At 68.6% G+C, this 18,823-nt stretch carries 17 protein-coding genes, 2 tRNA genes and 1 pseudogene; 8 read left to right on the top strand and 12 right to left on the bottom strand.

What is annotated here, in order from left to right; translation table 11 throughout:
• Nucleotides 1-38: 38 nt before the first annotated feature.
• The 6 genes and pseudogenes from BN1959_RS11610 to BN1959_RS11585 all read right to left on the bottom strand — a co-directional run bounded on the left by BN1959_RS11610 (nt 39) and on the right by BN1959_RS11585 (nt 4,421).
• The gene (locus BN1959_RS11610) at nt 39-2,033 is read right to left on the bottom strand and encodes a CARDB domain-containing protein (RefSeq protein ID WP_053948809.1); all 1,995 of its coding nucleotides are present in this window, start codon (nt 2,031-2,033) and stop codon (nt 39-41) included.
• Between the two features lie 70 nt (nt 2,034-2,103).
• Nucleotides 2,104-2,397 (bottom strand): stress response translation initiation inhibitor YciH, encoded by a 294-nt coding sequence (gene yciH, locus BN1959_RS11605; RefSeq protein ID WP_053948808.1) that lies wholly within the window; start codon nt 2,395-2,397, stop codon nt 2,104-2,106.
• Nucleotides 2,398-2,504: 107 nt separating this feature from the next.
• Nucleotides 2,505-3,428, bottom strand: a pseudogene (locus tag BN1959_RS11600) (formate/nitrite transporter family protein); the annotation flags it as partial.
• 46 nt (nt 3,429-3,474) lie between these two features.
• Nucleotides 3,475-3,699 carry a hypothetical protein gene (locus BN1959_RS11595; RefSeq protein ID WP_053948806.1) on the bottom strand — a complete coding sequence of 75 codons (225 nt, stop codon included), beginning with the start codon at nt 3,697-3,699 and terminating at the stop codon, nt 3,475-3,477.
• 151 nt (nt 3,700-3,850) lie between these two features.
• Nucleotides 3,851-3,924: transfer RNA gene (locus BN1959_RS11590), tRNA-Thr, on the bottom strand.
• A 14-nt stretch (nt 3,925-3,938) separates the two neighbouring features.
• A complete protein-coding gene (locus tag BN1959_RS11585; protein WP_053948805.1) occupies nt 3,939-4,421 on the bottom strand; it encodes a GNAT family N-acetyltransferase in 483 nt (160 codons plus the stop codon).
• Nucleotides 4,422-4,563: 142 nt separating this feature from the next.
• On the opposite strand from BN1959_RS11585, the gene BN1959_RS11580 reads away from it, so the two are divergent.
• The 4 genes from BN1959_RS11580 (at nt 4,564) to BN1959_RS11570 (ending at nt 7,795) form a co-directional block, all read left to right on the top strand.
• On the top strand, nt 4,564-6,540 hold the full coding sequence (locus BN1959_RS11580) for a 3-hydroxyacyl-CoA dehydrogenase/enoyl-CoA hydratase family protein (RefSeq protein WP_053948804.1): 1,977 nt from the start codon (nt 4,564-4,566) through the stop codon (nt 6,538-6,540).
• A gap of 576 nt (nt 6,541-7,116) precedes the next feature.
• The gene (locus BN1959_RS15510; protein WP_154018312.1) at nt 7,117-7,254 is read left to right on the top strand and encodes an HNH endonuclease; all 138 of its coding nucleotides are present in this window, start codon (nt 7,117-7,119) and stop codon (nt 7,252-7,254) included.
• 48 nt (nt 7,255-7,302) lie between these two features.
• Nucleotides 7,303-7,410, top strand: a tRNA-Glu gene (locus BN1959_RS11575).
• Nucleotides 7,411-7,465: 55 nt separating this feature from the next.
• The gene (locus BN1959_RS11570; protein ID WP_053948803.1) at nt 7,466-7,795 is read left to right on the top strand and encodes a hypothetical protein; all 330 of its coding nucleotides are present in this window, start codon (nt 7,466-7,468) and stop codon (nt 7,793-7,795) included.
• On the opposite strand, the gene BN1959_RS11565 is transcribed toward BN1959_RS11570, so the two are convergent.
• Nucleotides 7,792-9,267, bottom strand: coding sequence for a DASH family cryptochrome (locus tag BN1959_RS11565; protein WP_053948802.1), 1,476 nt, complete (start codon nt 9,265-9,267; stop codon nt 7,792-7,794). The two genes, BN1959_RS11570 and BN1959_RS11565, sit on opposite strands and share 4 nt — an antisense overlap.
• A gap of 102 nt (nt 9,268-9,369) precedes the next feature.
• Here BN1959_RS11565 and BN1959_RS11560 point away from each other — a divergent pair, with 102 nt between their 5' ends.
• Both BN1959_RS11560 and BN1959_RS11555 read left to right on the top strand, forming a co-directional pair.
• Nucleotides 9,370-9,756 carry a DUF5820 family protein gene (locus BN1959_RS11560; protein ID WP_053948801.1) on the top strand — a complete coding sequence of 129 codons (387 nt, stop codon included), beginning with the start codon at nt 9,370-9,372 and terminating at the stop codon, nt 9,754-9,756.
• Between the two features lie 45 nt (nt 9,757-9,801).
• Nucleotides 9,802-10,248 carry a UPF0179 family protein gene (locus BN1959_RS11555; protein WP_053948800.1) on the top strand — a complete coding sequence of 149 codons (447 nt, stop codon included), beginning with the start codon at nt 9,802-9,804 and terminating at the stop codon, nt 10,246-10,248.
• A 628-nt stretch (nt 10,249-10,876) separates the two neighbouring features.
• Here the strand turns inward: BN1959_RS11555 and BN1959_RS11550 are convergent.
• Both BN1959_RS11550 and BN1959_RS11545 read right to left on the bottom strand, forming a co-directional pair.
• Nucleotides 10,877-12,733 carry an acetyl-CoA carboxylase biotin carboxylase subunit gene (locus tag BN1959_RS11550; protein WP_053948799.1) on the bottom strand — a complete coding sequence of 619 codons (1,857 nt, stop codon included), beginning with the start codon at nt 12,731-12,733 and terminating at the stop codon, nt 10,877-10,879.
• Nucleotides 12,734-12,787: 54 nt separating this feature from the next.
• Nucleotides 12,788-13,435 carry a MogA/MoaB family molybdenum cofactor biosynthesis protein gene (locus tag BN1959_RS11545; RefSeq protein ID WP_053948798.1) on the bottom strand — a complete coding sequence of 216 codons (648 nt, stop codon included), beginning with the start codon at nt 13,433-13,435 and terminating at the stop codon, nt 12,788-12,790.
• 116 nt (nt 13,436-13,551) lie between these two features.
• Between BN1959_RS11545 and BN1959_RS11540 the strand changes: the two genes are divergently transcribed.
• Together BN1959_RS11540 and BN1959_RS11535 are read left to right on the top strand one after the other, a co-directional pair.
• Nucleotides 13,552-14,592: a zinc-binding dehydrogenase gene (locus BN1959_RS11540; RefSeq protein ID WP_053948797.1), complete on the top strand. Its 1,041-nt coding sequence runs from the start codon at nt 13,552-13,554 to the stop codon at nt 14,590-14,592.
• On the top strand, nt 14,582-14,836 hold the full coding sequence (locus BN1959_RS11535) for a hypothetical protein (RefSeq protein WP_053948796.1): 255 nt from the start codon (nt 14,582-14,584) through the stop codon (nt 14,834-14,836). Before BN1959_RS11540 ends, BN1959_RS11535 begins: the two co-directional genes overlap by 11 nt.
• 201 nt (nt 14,837-15,037) lie before the next feature.
• Here BN1959_RS11535 and BN1959_RS11530 read toward each other — a convergent pair whose 3' ends face one another.
• The 3 genes from BN1959_RS11530 to carA all read right to left on the bottom strand — a co-directional run bounded on the left by BN1959_RS11530 (nt 15,038) and on the right by carA (nt 18,729).
• Nucleotides 15,038-15,694, bottom strand: coding sequence for an HAD family hydrolase (locus BN1959_RS11530; protein WP_053948795.1), 657 nt, complete (start codon nt 15,692-15,694; stop codon nt 15,038-15,040).
• 72 nt (nt 15,695-15,766) lie between these two features.
• The gene (locus BN1959_RS11525; RefSeq protein ID WP_053948794.1) at nt 15,767-17,545 is read right to left on the bottom strand and encodes a Rieske (2Fe-2S) protein; all 1,779 of its coding nucleotides are present in this window, start codon (nt 17,543-17,545) and stop codon (nt 15,767-15,769) included.
• A gap of 125 nt (nt 17,546-17,670) precedes the next feature.
• Nucleotides 17,671-18,729: a glutamine-hydrolyzing carbamoyl-phosphate synthase small subunit gene (gene carA, locus BN1959_RS11520; RefSeq protein WP_053948793.1), complete on the bottom strand. Its 1,059-nt coding sequence runs from the start codon at nt 18,727-18,729 to the stop codon at nt 17,671-17,673.
• Nucleotides 18,730-18,823: the final 94 nt, after the last annotated feature.

Below are 18,823 nucleotides of genomic sequence, written 5' to 3'. Positions count from 1 at the left end.
CTCAATTTCCGGATTCCGTCGACGATCGGCTCCAGCAGCTAGCTTCCCGACCGTCGCCGTCGAAGCCCCACCGTCGCGAGCACGGCGACGGTCGCGACCGGGACGCCGAACCCGGCCCCGGTGGTCTCCGTCGTCGTCGGGGCGATAGCGCGCACGTCGACCGCGCGGCCGCCCGCGCCGACGCGGTACTCCCCCGCCGCCGGCAGTTCGACGGTCGCCGAGACCGTCTCCCGCTCACCCGCGCCGAGTGTGACTGTCCGGGTCGCCACCGTCTCGCCGTTCCGGGTGAACGGGATCGTCGCGTTGCCCGGCACCTGCTCGTCGTTGGTCACGGTGGCGGTCACGGTCGTCTCCTCGCCGGGGTCGACGGTCCGTGGCTCGACCGCGAGCTCGGTCACCGCCGGCGTCGCCGGCTCGCGAACCGCGACCGTGAACCGCTCGCCGGCGATCGAGACGGTGTAGCGCCCCGGCTCCGCGAACTCGTGGCTCAGCGAGGTCGCCGTCCGCTCCCCGGGAGCGAGCGTCCCGTTCGCCGTCACGACTGCCCGGTCGTCGACCCGGAGCGTGACCGCGTACTCGCCGGTCGCACCGCCGAGGTTCTCGACCGTTGTCCGCAGCGAGAGCGCCTCGCCGGCCGCCAGCGTGACCGGCGGAGCGAGCGTCGCGTTGCGGTACGGGCCGGTCGCATGCACGTCGGTTGCGGGGTCGAAACCCACCCGCAGCAGTGCGGCGTCGCCGCCGAACGCCTCGCGGTGAGCGCTCCGGTTCCAGACCGCGGCTTCGTCGTCGGTCGTCGTGAACCGTTCGGCGGTGGCGCGGGTGGACTGCCCCCCGGCGTTCGCGACGGCTGCGAGGATGTCCTCGTTGGTGACCGGGGAGGTCCGCTCGTTGAGCGACGCCAGCACGCGCTGGAAGGTGGCGCCGCGGTCGGTCGCGACGCGGATCCGCCGGTCGATCTCGCCGCTCACCAGTGCCCCTTTCCAGTAGTTCGCGTTGTTCGCCCAGTCGCCCGGGTCGGCGAGCACCGAACTCGCCTGCGGCTGGGCGGTCCCGCGGTCGAGGAACTCGGCGAAGCGGGCGAAGGTCACCCCCTCCCGTCGGTGGCTCAGGAGCGCGGCGTACCACGTCGCGCTGGCCTCCGTGAGCCACCGCCCGGAGTCGGCGGTCCGGAACGACTGCCGGGTGTGGACGTACTCGTGGAGCCACGCGTTCCCGACCCCGTCGATCGGCTGGTTCGCGCGCACCCAGAAGTCGGTGTCGCCGACCTGGACGCCCTGTGCCGCCCAGTTCACTCGATCGGTGGGTGCCGCGACCGCGAACACGGTCGGGTCGCGGTCGCCCACGCGAAGCGCCTGTGAGGCGTTCCCGAGCCCGTCGAGGATCTCCTCGGGCGGGTCCGCGAGCGAGGCGGCCTCGGGCACGATCAGCGTTATCTCCTGTCCGCCGACCTCCCGGGTGTACGTCGCGTGGGGCCCGAGGAAGGCGGTCGTCTCGCCGACGGCGCCCGCCCCGTCGACGCGGGTCGTGCGGTCGACGCTGATCGAGTCGGCGCCGCGGTAGCGCCACTGGTAGCCGAGGTTGGGCTGCTGGATCAGCGCCCACTCGCCCACGTCGGCGTAGAGGTACGAGCCGTCGGCGCCCATCGGCCCGTCGCGGTCGGTGGTCCGGTTGGCCGCCATCGCGTAGCGGAGCCGTGGCTCGACGGTCTCACCGTCCCACTCCCACGTCTGTCCCTCGATGTAGCTGAACCCCTCGGCGTCGGTGACGCTCGACTGCGGGCCCAGCGTGACCCTGAGCTCGGTCACTTCCTCGGGGATCTCGAACGTCTGGACGACGCCGATCGATCCCGGGCGATCGGGCGTGAGCGAGAGAACGGTGTCGACTGCGATCGTCGGCGACGCCACGGGGTCGACGGCTCGCTCGGCGTCGTGGGCGGTCCACGAACTCGCGTCGGCGCCGCCGGCCGTGACGGCGGTCGCTGGCTGCACGCCGGCGAGCAAGAGAACGACCGCGACGGCGACAGCTCTGTGCACAGTACTGCTCGGTGCGGGTCCGGCATAGTTCCCCGGTCGCGACGCGGGAACCGGGCCGGCAGGGAAGGGGTCAGGCCACGTTGAAGCCTTTGTCGCGGAGGAAGTCCTCCACGCGACCGCTGTGGTTGCCCTGGAGCTCGATGGCGCCGTCCTCGACGGTGCCGCCACACGCGAACTTGGACTTCAGGTCCGAGGACAGGCTGTCCATGTCCACGTCTTTCGGATCGAACCCCTCGATGACCGTTACCTCCTTGCCGTACCTGCGCTCGTCGATGCGGATACTGATCTGCTGGGACTCTTTGGCGACGTCTTCGCAGACGCAGAGTTCCTCAGGCAGCCCGCACGTCGAGCAGACTTCACCCATTACGGCCGGAAAGTAGCTACCACAGCTACAAAACAGTATCGGGGCGCCGTTCGCGGCCCGAGTGTCGGCGTCGACGGCTACTCTTCTTCCTCGTGGACCAGCTTGTGGACGTACGTGCGCCCGGCCAGCCCGCCGAACAGCAGCTCCCGGGGAGTGAGCTCCCGGTCGAACCCGTCGCGGCGGGCGATGTCGAGGCGCTGTTCGGTCGTTTGGAAGTAGTTGACCACCGTGACGAGCAACACGCCGCCGACGGTGTTACCCAGCAGCACCGGGAGCACGAACCAGACTAGCCCGTCGAGGAACACGGGGTAACCCGCAAAGGCGAGGTAGGCGAGCTCGGTGAAGGAGACGACGGAGTGATAGAGGTTCCCGAGCGGCACCGCGAGGAAGGCCAGGTAGACGATCACCAGCCGGGCGACGCTGTCCCGGACGGCGTAGACGAGCCAGACGACGCCGGCGACGATCAGCCCCGCGAACCCTGCTTTGAAAAACAGCGGCCAGAAGTTCGTCTCGATCCCTTTCTGTGCGAGATACGTCGCGGCCTCCATCGCGCCCGGCGAGAGCACGCCGGTCCGGGCCAGCACGAGCGCGCCGACGCCGCCGCCGGCGAAGTTCCCGACGATCACGATTCCCCAGATCTTCAGCAGTCGCGGGACGCTCATCAGCCGTTCGAGCACCAGCACCACCGGCGGCAGCGTGTTCTCGGTGTACAGCTGGTAGCCGCCGATGATGATGAACACGAACCCCAGCGGGTACAAAAGCGCGCTGAGTATGGGGTGGCTGTCGGTCGACGCCGTCAGCGAGGCGTACAGCAGGAACGTGATCGTGATCGAGAACCCCGCCGCGAGGCTGCTGAAGAACAGCTCGCGCCCCCCCGTGGTGGCCTCCTCGTCGGCGGCGGCGATGATGCGCTGGAACACCTCGTGGGTCTCGAACTGGTCGCGCAGCACCGCCCCCGCGGCGGGCGCGCCGTGCTCGGACTGCTCGATCGCTTCGCGAACGCTCTCGTCGTCGGCGTCGCCGTCCGACATTGCGGGTGGCTACGAACGGGGAAACCTAACTCCTGTGGGTTTGGAGTTAAAACGGCCAGAACGCACGGACGAGGATCGCCAGCCCCACGAACGCGGTGACCCCGCCGACGATCTGTGTCGCGTCGATCTCCCACTCGTCGGCCACGTCGCCCTCGTGACCCTCCTCCATCGCGGCCTTCCGTGCGGCCTGGTAGGGGGCGACGACGTGGACTCCCCCTGAGAGGAGGAGGAACAACCCGGCTGTCAGCGGCCGCCACGCTTCGAACGGCATCGACGGGCATTCTCGCTGGTCGCAAAAATGGGTTCCGCCGGCGGCGGGCGAGCACCAGCGGCCACCCGAGTCGGTGCAGATATCCAACGGGGTGCCCGCCATGAGTGGGGCCACTGGGAGCTTTCGCTCCTCACTGTCGTTCGGAGACGAAAGCCTGGACCGGGAGTCGAACCCGGGAAGTCTCGATTACAAGTCGAGTGCATGAACCACCCATGCTCTCCAGGCGCAGTCGACGCTACTCAGTCCTCCTTTGAGTGCGTGTCGTTTTCGGGTGCCTTCTCCATCTCCACGCGGTGGGTGTCGTAGCCGTGGCGCGCGTAGAACTGCCGGGCGGCCTCGTTGTCGGCGAGCACCTCCAGCGAGATCCGATCGACGCCGGCGTCGAGCAGGCGGCGCTCGGCGGCGTCGAGCAGGTCGCCGCCGACGCCGGCGCTGCGGTGGCTCGGCCGTACGTAGATGTTCTCGATCACGCCGCGGTCGACGTCCTGCCGGAAGCCGCCGGTCTCGGGGGCGAACTCGACGAACCCCGCGAGGTCCCCGTCGGCGGTGCGGGCGACCAGCACTCCCTCGGTGACGATCGCCCGGGCCAGCCCCTCGCGGACCGACTCGCGGTTGGGCGCCGCCAGTAGGTGCGAGTCGTGTGCGCGCTGGTCGCGCGCGAGATCCACCCACAGCTCCGCGATTCGGTCGGCGTCGTCCATCGTCGCCGGCTCGATCTCCATTCGCTTCCCTCTCGGGTCGCCGAGGGGTAAGAGGTGTCGGCTGCGGCCGCCACGTCCCGCCGATCCACGCGGAGCAACTCCGAGCCCGTTGCTGATACGGGAGAGGGAAACGTTCAACCGCCGTCCGGCCGACTACTCGCGCATGGATCTCGACGATATCGACCGGATCGCGGTACTCGGTGCGGGCAACATGGGCCACGGCATCGCCGAGGTGGCCGCATTGGCCGGCTACGACGTGACGATGCGGGACATCAACGAGGAGTTCGTCCAGAACGGCTACGAGCAGATCGAGTGGAGCCTCGAGAAGCTGGCCGAGAAAGACCAGATCAGCCAGGCCGACGCCGACGGCGCGCTCGATCGGGTCACGCCGGTCGTCGACCTCGACGCCGCGGTCGGCGACGCCGACGTGGTGATCGAGGCCGTCCCCGAGAAGATGGACATCAAAAAGGAGGTGTACCGCGAGGTGGCCGACCACGCGCCGCCGGAGACGATCTTCGCGACCAACACCTCCAGCCTCTCGGTGACGGAGCTCTCGGAGGTCAGCGACCGACCCGAGCAGTTCTGCGGGATGCACTTCTTCAACCCGCCCGTGCGGATGCAGTTGGTCGAAGTCATCTCCGGCGCCCACACCGCCGACGAGACGCTCGACACGATCGAGTCCCTCGCTGAATCGATGGGCAAGACGGCCGTCCGTGTCCGAAAGGACTCGCCGGGGTTCATCGTCAACCGCGTGCTCGTGCCGCTGATGAACGAGGCGGCGTGGATCGTCGAGGCCGACGACGCAACGATCGAGGAGGTCGACTCCACCACGAAGTACGACCTCGGCCTCCCGATGGGCTCGTTCGAGCTCGCCGATCAGGTCGGTATCGATGTCGGCTACCACGTACTGGAGTACATGTACCAAGAGCTCGGCGACGCCTACCGGCCCTGCCCGCTGCTCGCCGAGAAGGTCGAGGCGGAGGAGCTCGGGAAGAAGACCGGCCGCGGCTTCTACGACTACGAGGACGGCGACGGCGCCCAGATCCCGACTGACGCCGGCCGCGAGGATCTCCAGGAGCGCCTGCTCGCCGTGATGGCCAACGAGGTCGCGGGCCTCGTCGCCGAGGACGTCGCCGACCCCGAGGCGATCGACGAGGCGGTCAAGCTCGGCGCCGGCTTCCCCGACGGTCCGGCGAAGATGGCCGACGACTACGGAATCGACGCCCTCGTCGAGACGCTCGACGAACTGTACGAGGCGACCGACGAACCCCGATACGAGGCGGAGGACTCGCTGCGCGAACTCGCTGACTCGGGCGCGGGGTTCCACGGTGCCGCGAGCGACGGCGACGGCGAGACGGAGTACGAGGTGCTGAACGTCTCCGTCGACGGCTACGTCGGCCACATCGAGATCGCCCGACCCCACCGGATGAACACGATCAGCGAGGAGCTGCTCCACGAGCTCGACACCGCGATCGACGAGCTCGACGCCCACGAGGACGTGCGCTCGGTGCTGCTCACCGGCGAGGGCGACCGCGCGTTCTCGGCGGGTGCGGACGTGCAGTCGATGGCCGCCGGCGGCGGCGACCCGCTGCACGCGGTCGAACTCTCCAAGCTCGGGCAGGAGACGTTCGGCAAGCTCGAATCGCTCGACGCGCCGGTCGTCGCCGCCATCGACGGCTACTGCCTCGGCGGCGGGATGGAGCTCGCGACCTGTGCCGACCTCCGCGTCGCCAGCCGGCGCTCGGAACTCGGCCAGCCCGAGCACAACCTCGGCCTGCTGCCGGGCTGGGGCGGCACCCAGCGCCTGCGCCACATCGTCGGCGAGGGCCGTGCGAAGGAGATCATCTTCACCGCCGACCGCTACGACGCCGCGGAGCTCGAGGAGTACGGCTTCATCAACGAGCTCACCGAGGACAGCGAACTGCTCGACCGTGGCTGGGAGCTTGCTCGCGACCTCGCGGCCGGCCCGCCGATCGCCCAGCGTTACACCAAGCGCGCGATGCTCGCCGGCCGCGACGACACCGACGCCGGGCTCGAAGTCGAGAGTCAGGCGTTCGGCCACCTGATGAACACCGACGACCTGATGGAGGGGGTCACGGCGTTCATGGGCGACGAGGAGCCGGAGTTCGAAGGGAAGTAGGCCGAGATTTCTTCCGCGATCGGGCGGCACTTTTTGCGTGATTCGACGGTACCGGAGCGGCTGGTGGCTCGAGGTGAAGTACTGGAACGAGAGGTGGACGTAGGCCGAAATCGCCGAACAGTGCGGTGTCTCGCCGCGGTGTATCCGCACATGGATGCAGAAACGAGGCGTCGAGACGCGGGAACTGGCCGGGGAGAACCACCCGCAGTACGGGAGTGAACGGGATGAAGCAACCAGAGTGAAGATCTCGGAGACGATGGCGGGCAGAGAGTTCTCCGCGGAGACGATCGAGCGGTTCCGTGAGGCGAAGCAGGGATCGGAGATCCCTGCGGAAACCCGAGAGAAGATTTCCGAGTCACTCTCGGGGCTGGAACGGTCCGACGAGATTCGCGAACGGATGTCGGCGGCGAGATCTGGAGCGCAGAACCCGCAGTGGAAAGGTGGAGTCTCCGACAGCTACGGGGTTGGCTGGGGGAAAGCGCGCGAGTGTGTCCGGGAACGTGACGTCGTTTGCCAACACTGCGGCCGTGAGGGGAACGAGCGTCGACTCGACGTCCACCACGTCTTCCGTTTCGGCTGTTCGAGCAGGCCGACAAGACCCCGACCGAGAAGGCACACGAACTCGGGAACCTCGTTCTCCTCTGTCGCCCGTGCCACCGGAAAGCCGAGCGAGGTGAGATAGTGTTCGACTCGTCGCTGGAACCGCCGGAGTGAACGACGAAAAGACAGATTTATACCTCAGCCTCGGCGATGTTCAGACACGCTCGGTTGGTGTAGTCCGGCCAATCATTTCGGCCTTTCGACTAAAATTCGGGCCTTGCCCGTTTAGGAAGAAAGCCGATGACCGGGGTTCAAATCCCCGACCGAGCATTTCTCCGACGTACAGTCTCGGCTAGTGACCGCTCGGCGGCTCCCTCCGGGGCCGATGGCGCCGTACGTCGTCGCCGCCGGCCTGCTCGAGTCGCCCCCGACGGTCAGTATCCCTTTCTCGCCGGCGGATGCCGTCGTCGACGTGGACACACCATCTCCGCACCGGCTCGGTGCCGCCCTCCTCGGCCTCGTCCTGTTCGCCGTCCTGCTGGGGTGGAACCCCTCGCTCCCGGATCCGATCGCGTTCGGCGCCGCCTCGATCCCGCTGGGGCTCTGCTGGTACGGCGTCTCCAGCCAGTCGCCGGTGTCGGCCGTTCTCCGAGTCGGTGCCCTGGCTGTCGCGCTCACCCTCGCGTCGTGCATCCGAGGCGCTGGGCCCCTCTAACGGAACTCCTCGTAGCTCGCTTCTAGGTCGACCATCGGTTCGGGGTAGTCCTCGCCCAGCACCACGCCGTAGGCCGCCTGCTCCTTTTGATCCATCTCCCACGGCTCGTGGACGTACGCGGGCGGGACCCCCCGGAGTTCGGGGAGCCAGTGGCGGACGTACTCGCCGTCCTCGTCGTAGTTTCGGGCCTGCTTCACCACGTCGAAGTAGCTGTTCCGGCTGTCGTTACCCACGCCGGCGACGTACGCCCAGTTCCCGTAGTTCGAGCCGGGGTCGTAGTCGACGAGCTGGCGCTCGAAGTAGGCCGCGCCCCGGCGCCAGTCGATCCGCAGGCTGTTCGCGAGGAAGGAGGCGACGTTCTGCCGGCCGCGGTTGCTCATGAAGCCGGTCTGGTTCAGTTCTCGCACGTTGGCGTCGACGAACGGAATCCCCGTCTCGCCGCGTTTCCAGCGTTCGAACTGCTCGCGGGCCGTCGGATCGGTCCCGGGGTCGGCCCAGTCGATATCCTCGCGCTGTCTGATCCCGTCGCGGGCGAAGAACTGCCCGCCGTGTTTGGCGGTCTGAAACGCCATGAAGTCACGCCAGCGGAGTTCGAACAGGAGCCAGTACGTCGAGTCGTTCGCGACCCGCTCGGCCTCGTAGCGGTCCACGTCCCGCTTCACGTACCGCGGGGAGAGACAGCCGGCCGCGAGCCACGGCGAGAGCTTCGAGGAGTAGTCGGCCCCGAGCAGCCCGTTTCTGGTCCGTTTGTACTCCCGGAGGTCGTCGTCCTCCCAGACGTACGCTTCGAGTCGATCCAGTCCTGCGGTCTCCCCGCCCTCGAACGCCAGTACGCCCCGATCGTCGTATTCGGGCTGTTCGAGGCCGAGCTCCTCGGGGGTCGGGACCGCGCCGCGGCCGCCGTCGAGCCGAGCGAGATCCGGCGGCGGCGGGAGCGACGGCTCGGGAAGCGGCTCCCGAACGCGACTGTCGTTCTCGACGGACTGCCGGAACGGCGTGAACGTGTCGTCGATCCCCTGGATGCCGTCGGGCAGATCGGCGACGTGATGCAGCGTGGACGTCCAGTGGCCCTCGGTCCGAACCTCGGCGTCCCCGAGCGTGCTCACGACGGCGCGGGCGGCCTCACGCTCCTCGGGTGCGGGGAGCGCTTGGTAGTGGACGGCGTCGGCGTCGACGGCCGCGGCCAGTTCCGCGAGCACGTCGTCCGGCCGGCCCTCGCGGACGAGCAGCCCCGACCCTTCGGCGTCGAGTGCCGCTCGCAGGTCGGCCACGGTCTCCCGCTGGAAGCGTGCACGGTACGCCCCGGTTTTCTCGAAGTCGAAGGAGTCCCGGCCGCCGTACGGCTGCTCGCCGTACTGCCGTGGATCGACCACGTACACCGGAAGCAACTCCTCGGCCTCGGCGGCGGCGACGAGGGCGGCGTTGTCGTGCAGGCGGGCGTCGTTGCGGACCCACCAGAGGGCGGTCTCCATGCTGGCTCTGGGGCCGGCCGCCGTTTTGCAGTTCGGGTAGCGGGCCGCGTGGGAGGGTCCCCGGAGCGAGAGGTCTATCCACCTCCACCGCCCAGTCCGGGTATGGGTCTCGACGACCTCCCGGAGTCCTGGACGGTGTGGAACGAGCAGCGGGACGGTCGGATCATCCTCGCCTACCGCCCGGACGTGTTCGACGCCGAGGAGTTCCCGGCGCCGTGTCTCCCGACGATCTACGTCACGAACGGCTCGCGGGCGGACCGCCCCGGCGCGGGCCAGTACGCCACCGAGGAGTGGCACGCGACGCTGTTCGCGGAGCCGGAGATCGAGTTGACGAACGAGACGCGGGACAGTCGGTCGACGGCCGTCGACGCCGCGGTCGACGTGGCCGATCGGTTCGCGAACGGCGAGATCGACTACCGCGCGGCGTACCAGCAGCCCCGGGAGGCGTACCTCGCGGAACTGGACGAGCGGACCGGCCGGGCTGACTGAAACCGGGGCGAGAGCCTTAACCCCGCCGCGGAGCTACGTTCGTCCATGACCACCGTTACGCTCGTCGGCGCCCGGCTCGCCGAGCCGGGCCAGGAGTTCGTCTATCAGGGGGAGGCCTCGGGTTGTGAAGGCTGTCCCTACCGGAGTCAGTGTCTCAACGTGGAGGAAGGGACCCGCTACGAGGTCGTCGACGTGCGGGAGAACACGCAGGTGCTCGACTGCGCGGTCCACGACGAGGGAGTTCGAGCGGTCGAAGTCGAGCCCACGTCGGTCCCCGCGAACGTCCCCTCGAAGTCCGCCTACTCCGGGAGTAAAGCCAAACTCGCGGGCGAGTGTTCGCACTCGGAGTGCCCCTCGCACCCGTTGTGTGTCCCGCTGGGGGCGGAGTTCGGCGAGGAGCACCAGATCCAGGAAGTCGAGGGGGAGCCGCCACACGAGACGTGTCAGCTGGATCGGGACCTGACGCAGGTGGAGCTGGCGCCCTCTGAGTAGTCGGGTACGCTTAGTTCGTTTAGGGGCGGTTTTCGGGGGGTTCTGTTGTGGGTCGTGTTCGCTTTGGGGCGATCGATGGGTTGGCGTCGTGAACTGCGACTGTAGACGATACTGGGGAGTTCGGTGTTTCGACCGCGAACAGCAACAGCATCCCGGTGCGAGACCACTTGCGACCGCACCGCCCCGCACAGCCCACAAACCTCCCCAGCCGACTCGTTCGGGCTTCGCCCTCACTCGTCCTCCGAGGGAGCAAAGCTCTCTCGTGCCCTCGCTCGTTTCACTCACGAGGACCTCGCGCTGGGCTCGCGCACAGAGGCGCGAGCGCTTCGCGCCGACAGCCACCGCGGTGCGGTGGCGGTGGACGCCTCGCGAGCGCCAAAGTGGCGCTCGCGGGGGGAGGGGTGGGGATTCCGGGCTGTGCCGGACCCTGTGTCCGGCACCCTGCGGTCACAAGTGGTCTCGCGTCGAGATGCTGTTGCGGTTGCTGTTCCAGTTGCCAATAATCGAGATGCTGTTGCTGTCGCAGTTACCAACGATCGAGCCACTGTCGCGGTTACTGTCCCACTCATCAAAGATCGAGCCTCCGCCGTAGCGACGGACGGAGACGCCGAAAACGAAGACTGCCGACTTACTCCAGCACGACCAGCACGTCGCCCATGTCGACGCTCTCGCTCTCTTCGACCAGCACCTGCGACACCGTGCCGCCGCGCTCGGCGTCGATGTCGTTCTCCATCTTCATCGCTTCGAGCACCGCAACCGTGTCGCCCGGGGCCACATCGTCGCCGACCTCCACGTCGACCGACAGCACCGTCCCCTGCATGTCGACGGCGACGGACTCGCCGCCCTCGGGCACCTCGGGCGTCTCGCCGCCGTCGTCGCTGCTGCCGCCGCCACTGCTTCCGCCGGCGCCGGAGGGAGGACTCCCGCCGCTGCTCGTCTCGGGCGTCGGGATCGCGGGCGCGCCCTCCTCCTCGAGTTCGACGTCGAAGCGCTTGCCGTTGACCTCGACGGTGAACTCGCGCCGGGTCGTCTCGCTTTCCTCGCCCTCGTCGCCGGTGGACTCGACACCCCACTTGTCGACGGCCTCGTCGATCCGGGCGTGATCGAGGTCGTTGTCGAGGTACTTCGTCGTGTGTGTGCCGTTGACGAACGTCTCGTCGTCGAGCATCAGCCGATGGAACGGCGAGATGGTGACGACGCCCTCGATGTCGTACTCACCGAAGGCCCGCTTCGAGCGCGCGATGCACTCCTCGCGGTCGCTCGCGTGGACGATCAGCTTCGCGATCATCGAGTCGTAATCCGTCACGAGCTCGTCGCCCTCCGAGAGCGCGTCGTCGACGCGGATGCCGATGCCGTCCGGCGTGTCGTACGTGTCGAGCGTGCCGCCGCTTGCGGGCTGGAACTCCTCGTCGGCGTGCTCGGCGTTGATCCGGAACTCGATCGCGTGGCCCGAGAGATCCACCTCCTCTTGCTCGAAGGTGAGCTCCTCGCCGGCGGCGACCCGGAGCTGCCACTTCACGATGTCGATACCCGTCAGTTCCTCCGTGACGGTGTGCTCGACCTGAATCCGGGTGTTGACTTCGAGGAAGTAGAAGTTCGCGTCGGGGCCGAGCAGCTCGCCGGCCTCGGCGTCGCGGTCCTCCTCCTCGACGAGGAACTCGAACGTCCCGGCGTTGTAGTAGCCGGCGGCGTCGGCGCCGCGGCGGGCGGCCGCGCCGATCTCCTCGCGGAGCTCCTCGGTGAGCGCGGGGCTGGGGCCCTCCTCGATCACTTTCTGGTGACGGCGCTGGAGCGAGCAGTCACGCTCGCCGAGGTGCCGGACGTTGCCGTGCTCGTCGGCGAGGATCTGCACCTCGATGTGCCGGGGGTTCTCGAGGTAGCGTTCGAGGTAGACGTTGGCGTTGTCGAAGTACGCCTCACCCTCGCGTTTGGCGCTCTCGAACTGGTCCTCGGCCTCCTCCGGGCCTTCGACGATCTTCATCCCGCGGCCGCCGCCGCCGCCCTCGGCCTTGATCGCGACGGGGTAGCCGTGCTCCTCGCCGAACGCCTTGACCTCCTCGGCGCTCTCGGCGGGATCGGTCGTCCCGGGAACGATCGGCACCTCTGCCTCCCGCATCGTCTTCCGGGCCTTGGTCTTCTCCCCGAGTTGCTCCATCGCGTCGGCGGCCGGGCCGACCCACGTGATCTCGTCGTGGGCCTCGACCTTGCCGGCGAACTCGGCGTTCTCCGCGAGGAACCCGTAGCCGGGGTGGATCGCGTCGGCGCCGGCTTTCTCCGCGGCCTCGATCACGGCCTCGTGGTCGAGGTATGAGTCGGCCGCGCGGGCGGGACCGACGTTGTACGCCTCGTCGGCGTGGCGGACGTGACCGCCGTGTTTGTCGGCCTCGGAGTACACCGCGACGGTGTCGACGCCCAGTTCCTCGCAGGCACGCATGACTCGGACCGCGATCTCACCGCGGTTCGCGACGAGCACCTTGTCGAACATTCTTGCAGGCCGTTCTCGTAGCGCCGACGTGATTCTGTCGGTCCGGGCCGAGCGTCAGTGATCGTGGCTGTCGGCGCCGTCCTCGCCGTGTTCGTGCCCGTTCTCGCCGTGTTCGTGCCCGTCACCGTCGTCGTGCCGCCCCGCCAGTCCTGCGAGGTGGCCGGCCGTCGAGAGGATCAGCTCCGCGCCCAGCGCCGCGGCGTTCTCGCTTCCGGGCAGACAGAACACGGGGACGCCGTTGGCGACGCCGGCGGTCGCCCGCGTCGCGACGACCATCGTCCCGATCTCCTCGTAGGAGCGCCGCCGGAACAGCTCGCCGAAGCCGGGGAGCTCCTTCCCGAGCAGCGGCTCGACGGCCTCGACGGTCACGTCGTCCGGCGTGACGCCGGTGCCGCCGGTGGTGACCACCACGTCGGTGTCGTCGCGGTCGACGAAGCGTTCGACGGTCCCCTGCACCGTGTCGTAGTCGTCCGGGACGAGATCGCGGGTGGTGATCTCGTGGCCGGCATTCCCGAGCGCGTCGACGATCCGGTCGCCGCCGGCGTCCTCGTCGAGCGATCGGGAGGAGGAGACCGTGAGGACGGCGACACCGAGTTCGTCGCGGTCGTGATGGTGGTGGTCGTGGGTGCCGGGTTCGCCGTCGTCGTGTGAGTGTTCGTCATGCGAGTGTTCGCCGTGATCGTGCGCAGGATCGTCGCTCATGTCTCGCTCTCCGATCGCGGGACACAAAACTCCGGGCGCTCGCGGTCCGCCCTTCGCCCCCGGCACCGGCCCGCTGCCGCCAACCGTTATGTCGCCGCCGCCGCAACCACTCGCTTATGAAGTCCGTCCAGTTCCACGGCCACGGCGGCCACGACGTGATCCAGTACGACGAAATCCCCGATCCGACGCCCGGCGCGGACGAGGTCAAGATCGACGTGAAGGCCGCGGCGCTGAACCACCTCGACGTGTGGACCCGGCGAGGGATGCCCGGCATCGACCTCGAGATGCCCCACACGCCCGGTAGCGACGCGGCGGGCGTCGTCGTCGAGGCCGGGGAGAACGTCGAGCGGTTCGAGCAGAACGATCGCGTGGCGGTTTCGGCGGGCGTCGCCTGCGGTCGCTGTGAGTTCTGCCGCGACGGCGAGGAGTCGATGTGCGTGCGCTACCAGATCATCGGCGAGCATCGCCCCGGCGTCCACGCGGAGTACGCGACCGTCCCGGCGGACAACCTCGTCCCCGTGCCGGAGGGCGTTGACTGGGCGGTCGCGGGGTCGGCGTCGCTCGTGTTCCAGACCGCGTGGCGGATGCTCGTCACCCGCGCGGACCTCTCGCCGACCGACTCGGTGCTCGTCCTCGGCGCTTCCGGCGGTGTGGGCCACGCGGCGGTCCAGATCGCCGACCACGTCGCCGACGAGGTGTACGCGACCGCCTCCAGCGAGGAGAAGCTGGGCTACGCCGCGGACTGCGGCGCCGACCACGTCATCGACTACACGGAGACGAACTACGCCGACGAGATCCGGGAGCTGACGGGCAAGCGCGGCGTCGACGTGGTCGTCGATCACGTCGCCGGCGAGTCGTGGTCGGACTCACTAGCCTCCCTCGCAAAGGGTGGGAAGCTCGTGACCTGCGGCGCCACCGCCGGCGGGCAGCCCCACACCGACGTGAACCGCATCTTCTGGAACCAGCTCTCCGTGCTGGGTTCGACGATGGCTACCCCCGGCGAGGCCGACGACGCCCTCTCGCTCGTCTGGGACGGGACGTTCGAGCCGCGGATCCGGGAGGTGGTGCCGATGTCCGAGGCCGCCCGCGGCCACGAGATGCTGGAGAACCGGGAGGGCTTTGGGAAGGTGGTGCTAAAGCCCGACAGTGAACTCTGAGGACGACGGGTACACGCACACGCCGGATAGCGTCGACGGCGAGTCGGACGGCGATGGGGGCGGTCCCAGCGGCACGCTGCTCGTCGTCGTGGTCGCGCTGGCGACGCTGGTGATCCCGGGATTCATCTACGTCTACCCGACGCTGTTGGCCGATCACGTGCCGTTTTTGGTGGCGATGCTGGCGCTGCCGTTCGTCCCGGCGCTGCTGTTGGGTGTCGTTGGTGTCTGGGCGATGAAGGAGTAGATTCGGACGGGTTTCGTCTGTTTTCGGATTCGGTCCGGTCGTCGACTACTGGACTCGGGACTGCGACGGTGACAGCAACCGCGACCGCGGCAGCACCAGCATCTCGATGCTGTCGCGGTTGCTGTCGCAGCTATGTCCCCACGGCCAGCTACCGTCGAAGGAGCGCACTGTACTCCGAACTCGCCGAAAACGAACCCAGAACTACCGACAGAGCGCCCGCACGTCGTGCAGGTCGTCCACCACGTGGTCGGGCTGCACCGACAGCTCGTGGTGCCGACGGTGGGGCCGGCGGATGAACGCCGACTCGACGCCGGCGTTGACCGCCGCGGTGATGTCGCTCTCCCGATCGCCGACGTACAGCGCGTCCTCGGCGTCCAGATCCGACAGCGCCTTCTCGAGGAAGTGTGGGTCGGGCTTCTTCCGGCGCAGATCCGAGATCGTCGGCTGTCGACCGTAGGCGGTGTCGAACAACCCCGAGACGCCGTAGTGGTCGAGCAGGAAATCCACCGTCTCCTGCTGGTTCGAACTCACAACCCCCATCGGGAGGTCAAGGTCCGACAGCGTCGAGACGTCGTCGAACAGCTGCTTCCCGCCGGCGTGGACGTGCTCGCGCTGTGCCTCGTGGGACGCGCGATCCCGCACCCGCCAGAACTCCTCGACAGAGAGACCGTACCGCTCGCAGACGTCTGACAGCGATTCCGGCGTCACACCGACGACGACCTCCTCGACGTGCTCGGGATCGGGGTCCTCGACCCCGGCCTCCTCGAACGCACGCCAGGCGGCCTCCTGCAGCACGTCGTAGTCGGTGGTGTCCACCAGAACGCCGTCGTTGTCGAACACGACCGCGTCGTAGCTCATACGTATCAGACGCGAACGGCGGTGAAAAAGCTTGTGTGGGCCGAAACAGGTGAGGCAGCGCCCTCGAACTGGCTAGTCGTCCGCGGCCCCCGTCGCCCCACCGCTCTCCTCGTGGATCCGCTCCCCACGGTGGAGCCGCGACGCGATGGAGTACGTCTGCTCGCGCTCCCGCCGGGTCGGGTAGTGCGCCGCGAGGTAGCGCGCGACCGCAGTCGCGAGCACCCGCCGCTCCGCCGGATCGTCCCGCAGGTCGAACTGCCGGAGGCCGGCCTCGAGCGCCTGGAACGTGTGGAATCCCGTATCCTCCCGGAGCAGCGCGCCGCCGAGTTCCGCCTTCAGGCGCTCGGGGTCGCCGCCCGCATCGAGGAAGTTCGCGGCGTGCGTGCCGGCGGCGTTCACCTCGCCCTCCATCTCGAAGCAGTGCAGCAGTTCGCGGATCTCCGCCTCCGGATCGGCGCTCTCGTCGACCGACGGCTCGGGCGCCGGCGGGGTGTTGAGGAAGCGGTCGAGGTAGACGTTCGTCGCCGCGTCGTACACGCCGCGGTAGAGTTCGGTCGTGGGCGCGCGCTGGGCCGCGCGGTGGACCGCATTTGCGTAGGTGAACGTGTGGTGGACCGTGTTCCAGTCGTTGAACTCGTTGGCCGTCGAGAACAGTGCGACGCGCTTGCCCGCCGCGAACGTCACCGCGCGGGCTAACTGCTCGACGGTCGCGCCGGCGCGGATCGCGTCGTCGAGTGCGTCGTACACCGCTGCCGGCTCCTCGCTGTGGAGGCGGTCGGTGAAGTCGTCCGGTTCGGACCACGTTTTCTCCTCTCCCTCGCCGACCATCTCGTCCAGTCGGTCGAACGACTCGGCGCTGCGGCCCGCGAGATCATCCGGCTGGCGCCACGAGGAGAGCTCCTCGCTGCGCTCGGCGGTCGCGAGCCCGCGTACCAGCGACGCCAGCACGTCCGCGCTCTCGGGGTGGTCCCAGCCGACGTGGTCAAGCGCCTCTGTCGCCTTGTTCAGGTGGTCGAAGCGGTGGCCGGTGTCGAGGTAGCGGTGGTCGGTCGCCGCCGCCGTGAGCATCTCGGTCAGCTGCTCGGGCGTGCAGTCGGCGGCGACGGCGGTCCGCAACACGCGCTCGGCGCCGTCTGCGTCACGCACCTCGACGTTCTCCCGGAACCACGCCTGCAGCCGCGAGAACGACACGTCCGTCGCCTCGAACGCCTCCTGATCGAACTTCGGCGGCTGGTCGGCGCAGTCGCTCGCGACCTGTGCGAGCCCCTGGTAGAGCGCGCGCTCCCGATCGGCCTCGTCGAGATCGGGCAGTCGGTTCATCAGCGCAGTCAGGATCGTCAGCCCGGAGCTCCAGCCGCCCTCGCGGTACTTGGTGCCGAACACGGTCGCCGTCTCGAACGGCTCGACGGGGTCCACGTCGGCCCGGAGCAGTCCGATCGCGGATTTCGCGAGGACGAGTCTGAGGTTCTGCTCCAACCCGTCCTCCAGCCGCTCGGCCCAGTGGACCGCCGGCGGCTCGTCGCGCTGTGGGTCTGGATCGACGTAGACGGTGCCGTCGACGACTTCGATCGGGTAGCTCTCCACGTCGTCGGCCCACGGGTCGAACGTGTCCCCACAGGAGAGTTCGAAGCGCGCGTGGTGCCACTCGCAGGTGAGCACGCCCTCGTCGACGCTCCCCTCGGAGAGGGGGAATCCCATGTGGGGACAGCGGTTGTTGACCGCGCGGAACTCCCCTTCGTGGTGGAACACGACGACGGGCGTGCCGTCGGCGCTCGCGACGGTCCGACCCTCCTCGCGCAGCGTCGATTCGTCGGCGACCGCGACGTAACCGTCGGGGACTGTGGTAGCCATACCCACAGGTGGGGGCGAGAGCGACTAAAGCGTATCCTGAAGAACGTTTTACCGTGTTCTTTCGCCGACGACAGGATCGGCGGGCGGGCTCGCGGGCGCTCAGCTAGGTGCGAGCTTCCGGCCGCTCAGTCCGAGGCGACCGCGGGCGCGTGGTTCTCGGCCATCTCGAGCACGTCGTCGAAGAAGTCGAGCGAGTCGTGGGGGCCGGGGTTGGCCTCGGGGTGGTACTGGCGCGTGATCACGTCGATCCCGACGCCCGCCAGCCCCTCGGCGGTGCCGTCGTTGACGTTGACCTGCGTGACCGCGAGCTCGCCCGGGTCGGCGACGCTGTAGCCGTGGTTCTGGGTCGTCATGATCACGCGGTCGGAGTCGAGATCGCGCACCGGCTGGTTCAGGCCGCGGTGGCCGAACTCCATCTTCTCGGTCTCGCCGCCCAGCGACCGCGCGACGACCTGCTGGCCCAGACAGATGCCCGCGATCGGAGTTTCGCCCGCGAACTCCTCGACGACCTCGCCGGCGGCCTCGAAGTTCGCCGGATCGCCCGGCCCGTTCGAGACGAACACGAGATCCGGCTCGATGGCGGCGACCTCGCCGGGCGTCGAGTCGTACGGCAGGACGTGCACCTCGGCGTCGCGGGCGGTCAGCGAGTCGACGATCGACTGCTTCGCGCCGCAGTCCAGCAGCGCGACCGTGAGCCCGCTGCCCTCGTACAGTTGCGGCTCGTCGACGCTGACCTGTGCGCCGATGTCGGTGTGCTCGCTCATCCCGACGCACTGCTCGAGCTGTGCTTTGGCCTGCTCGGGCGTCGCGTCCGGGCCGGCGGCGACGCCACAGCGCATCGCTCCCTGCTCGCGGATCGAGGTGACGAGATCCCGGGTATCGACGGCGTCGATCGCAGGGATCCCCTCGGCCGTGAGCCAGTCGGCCACGTCGTCGGTGAACTCCCGCGCGACGGCGACTCGGGGCTGGACCGAGTCCGACTCGAAGCGCTCCTCCCGGACGCCGTAGTTCCCGATCAGCGGGTAGGAGAACGTCAGCGCCTGCTCGGCGTAGGAGGGGTCGGTCAAGCTCTCCTCGTAGCCGGTGTAGGCCGTCGTGAAGACGAGCTCGCCCCGGCCCGTGCCGGGGGCACGCGAGCGTCCCTCCACGACACGACCGTCGGCCAGCGCGATGTACGCACTCATTACGAGATACGTACTCATCGTGCCCTATAACTGTGTCGTTCGAAGTATTCTTACGAAATTCGTAATCGGTATGACGGGGGCGTCCCAGGGGACT

Source organism: Halolamina sediminis (assembly GCF_001282785.1).
In the GTDB taxonomy this organism is placed as follows: domain Archaea; phylum Halobacteriota; class Halobacteria; order Halobacteriales; family Haloferacaceae; genus Halolamina; species Halolamina sediminis.
The sequence above is the reverse complement of the archived record's forward strand: the minus strand, read 5'-3'. Positions and strand labels throughout refer to the sequence as shown.

What these genes read in the sequence shown, in the direction of transcription:
- carA (WP_053948793.1), bottom strand. Translation starts at nt 18,729, where the DNA reads ATGAGTGCGTACATCGCGCTGGCCGACGGTCGTGTCGTGGAGGGACGC.
- BN1959_RS11545 (WP_053948798.1), bottom strand. Translation starts at nt 13,435, where the DNA reads ATGAGCGACGATCCTGCGCACGATCACGGCGAACACTCGCATGACGAA.
- BN1959_RS11530 (WP_053948795.1), bottom strand. Translation starts at nt 15,694, where the DNA reads ATGAGCTACGACGCGGTCGTGTTCGACAACGACGGCGTTCTGGTGGAC.
- BN1959_RS11550 (WP_053948799.1), bottom strand. Translation starts at nt 12,733, where the DNA reads ATGTTCGACAAGGTGCTCGTCGCGAACCGCGGTGAGATCGCGGTCCGA.
- BN1959_RS11560 (WP_053948801.1), top strand. Translation starts at nt 9,370, where the DNA reads ATGGGTCTCGACGACCTCCCGGAGTCCTGGACGGTGTGGAACGAGCAG.
- BN1959_RS11565 (WP_053948802.1), bottom strand. Translation starts at nt 9,267, where the DNA reads ATGGAGACCGCCCTCTGGTGGGTCCGCAACGACGCCCGCCTGCACGAC.
- BN1959_RS11525 (WP_053948794.1), bottom strand. Translation starts at nt 17,545, where the DNA reads ATGGCTACCACAGTCCCCGACGGTTACGTCGCGGTCGCCGACGAATCG.
- yciH (WP_053948808.1), bottom strand. Translation starts at nt 2,397, where the DNA reads ATGGGTGAAGTCTGCTCGACGTGCGGGCTGCCTGAGGAACTCTGCGTC.
- BN1959_RS11570 (WP_053948803.1), top strand. Translation starts at nt 7,466, where the DNA reads ATGGCGCCGTACGTCGTCGCCGCCGGCCTGCTCGAGTCGCCCCCGACG.
- BN1959_RS11585 (WP_053948805.1), bottom strand. Translation starts at nt 4,421, where the DNA reads ATGGAGATCGAGCCGGCGACGATGGACGACGCCGACCGAATCGCGGAG.
- BN1959_RS11555 (WP_053948800.1), top strand. Translation starts at nt 9,802, where the DNA reads ATGACCACCGTTACGCTCGTCGGCGCCCGGCTCGCCGAGCCGGGCCAG.
- BN1959_RS11580 (WP_053948804.1), top strand. Translation starts at nt 4,564, where the DNA reads ATGGATCTCGACGATATCGACCGGATCGCGGTACTCGGTGCGGGCAAC.
- BN1959_RS11540 (WP_053948797.1), top strand. Translation starts at nt 13,552, where the DNA reads ATGAAGTCCGTCCAGTTCCACGGCCACGGCGGCCACGACGTGATCCAG.
- BN1959_RS11595 (WP_053948806.1), bottom strand. Translation starts at nt 3,699, where the DNA reads ATGCCGTTCGAAGCGTGGCGGCCGCTGACAGCCGGGTTGTTCCTCCTC.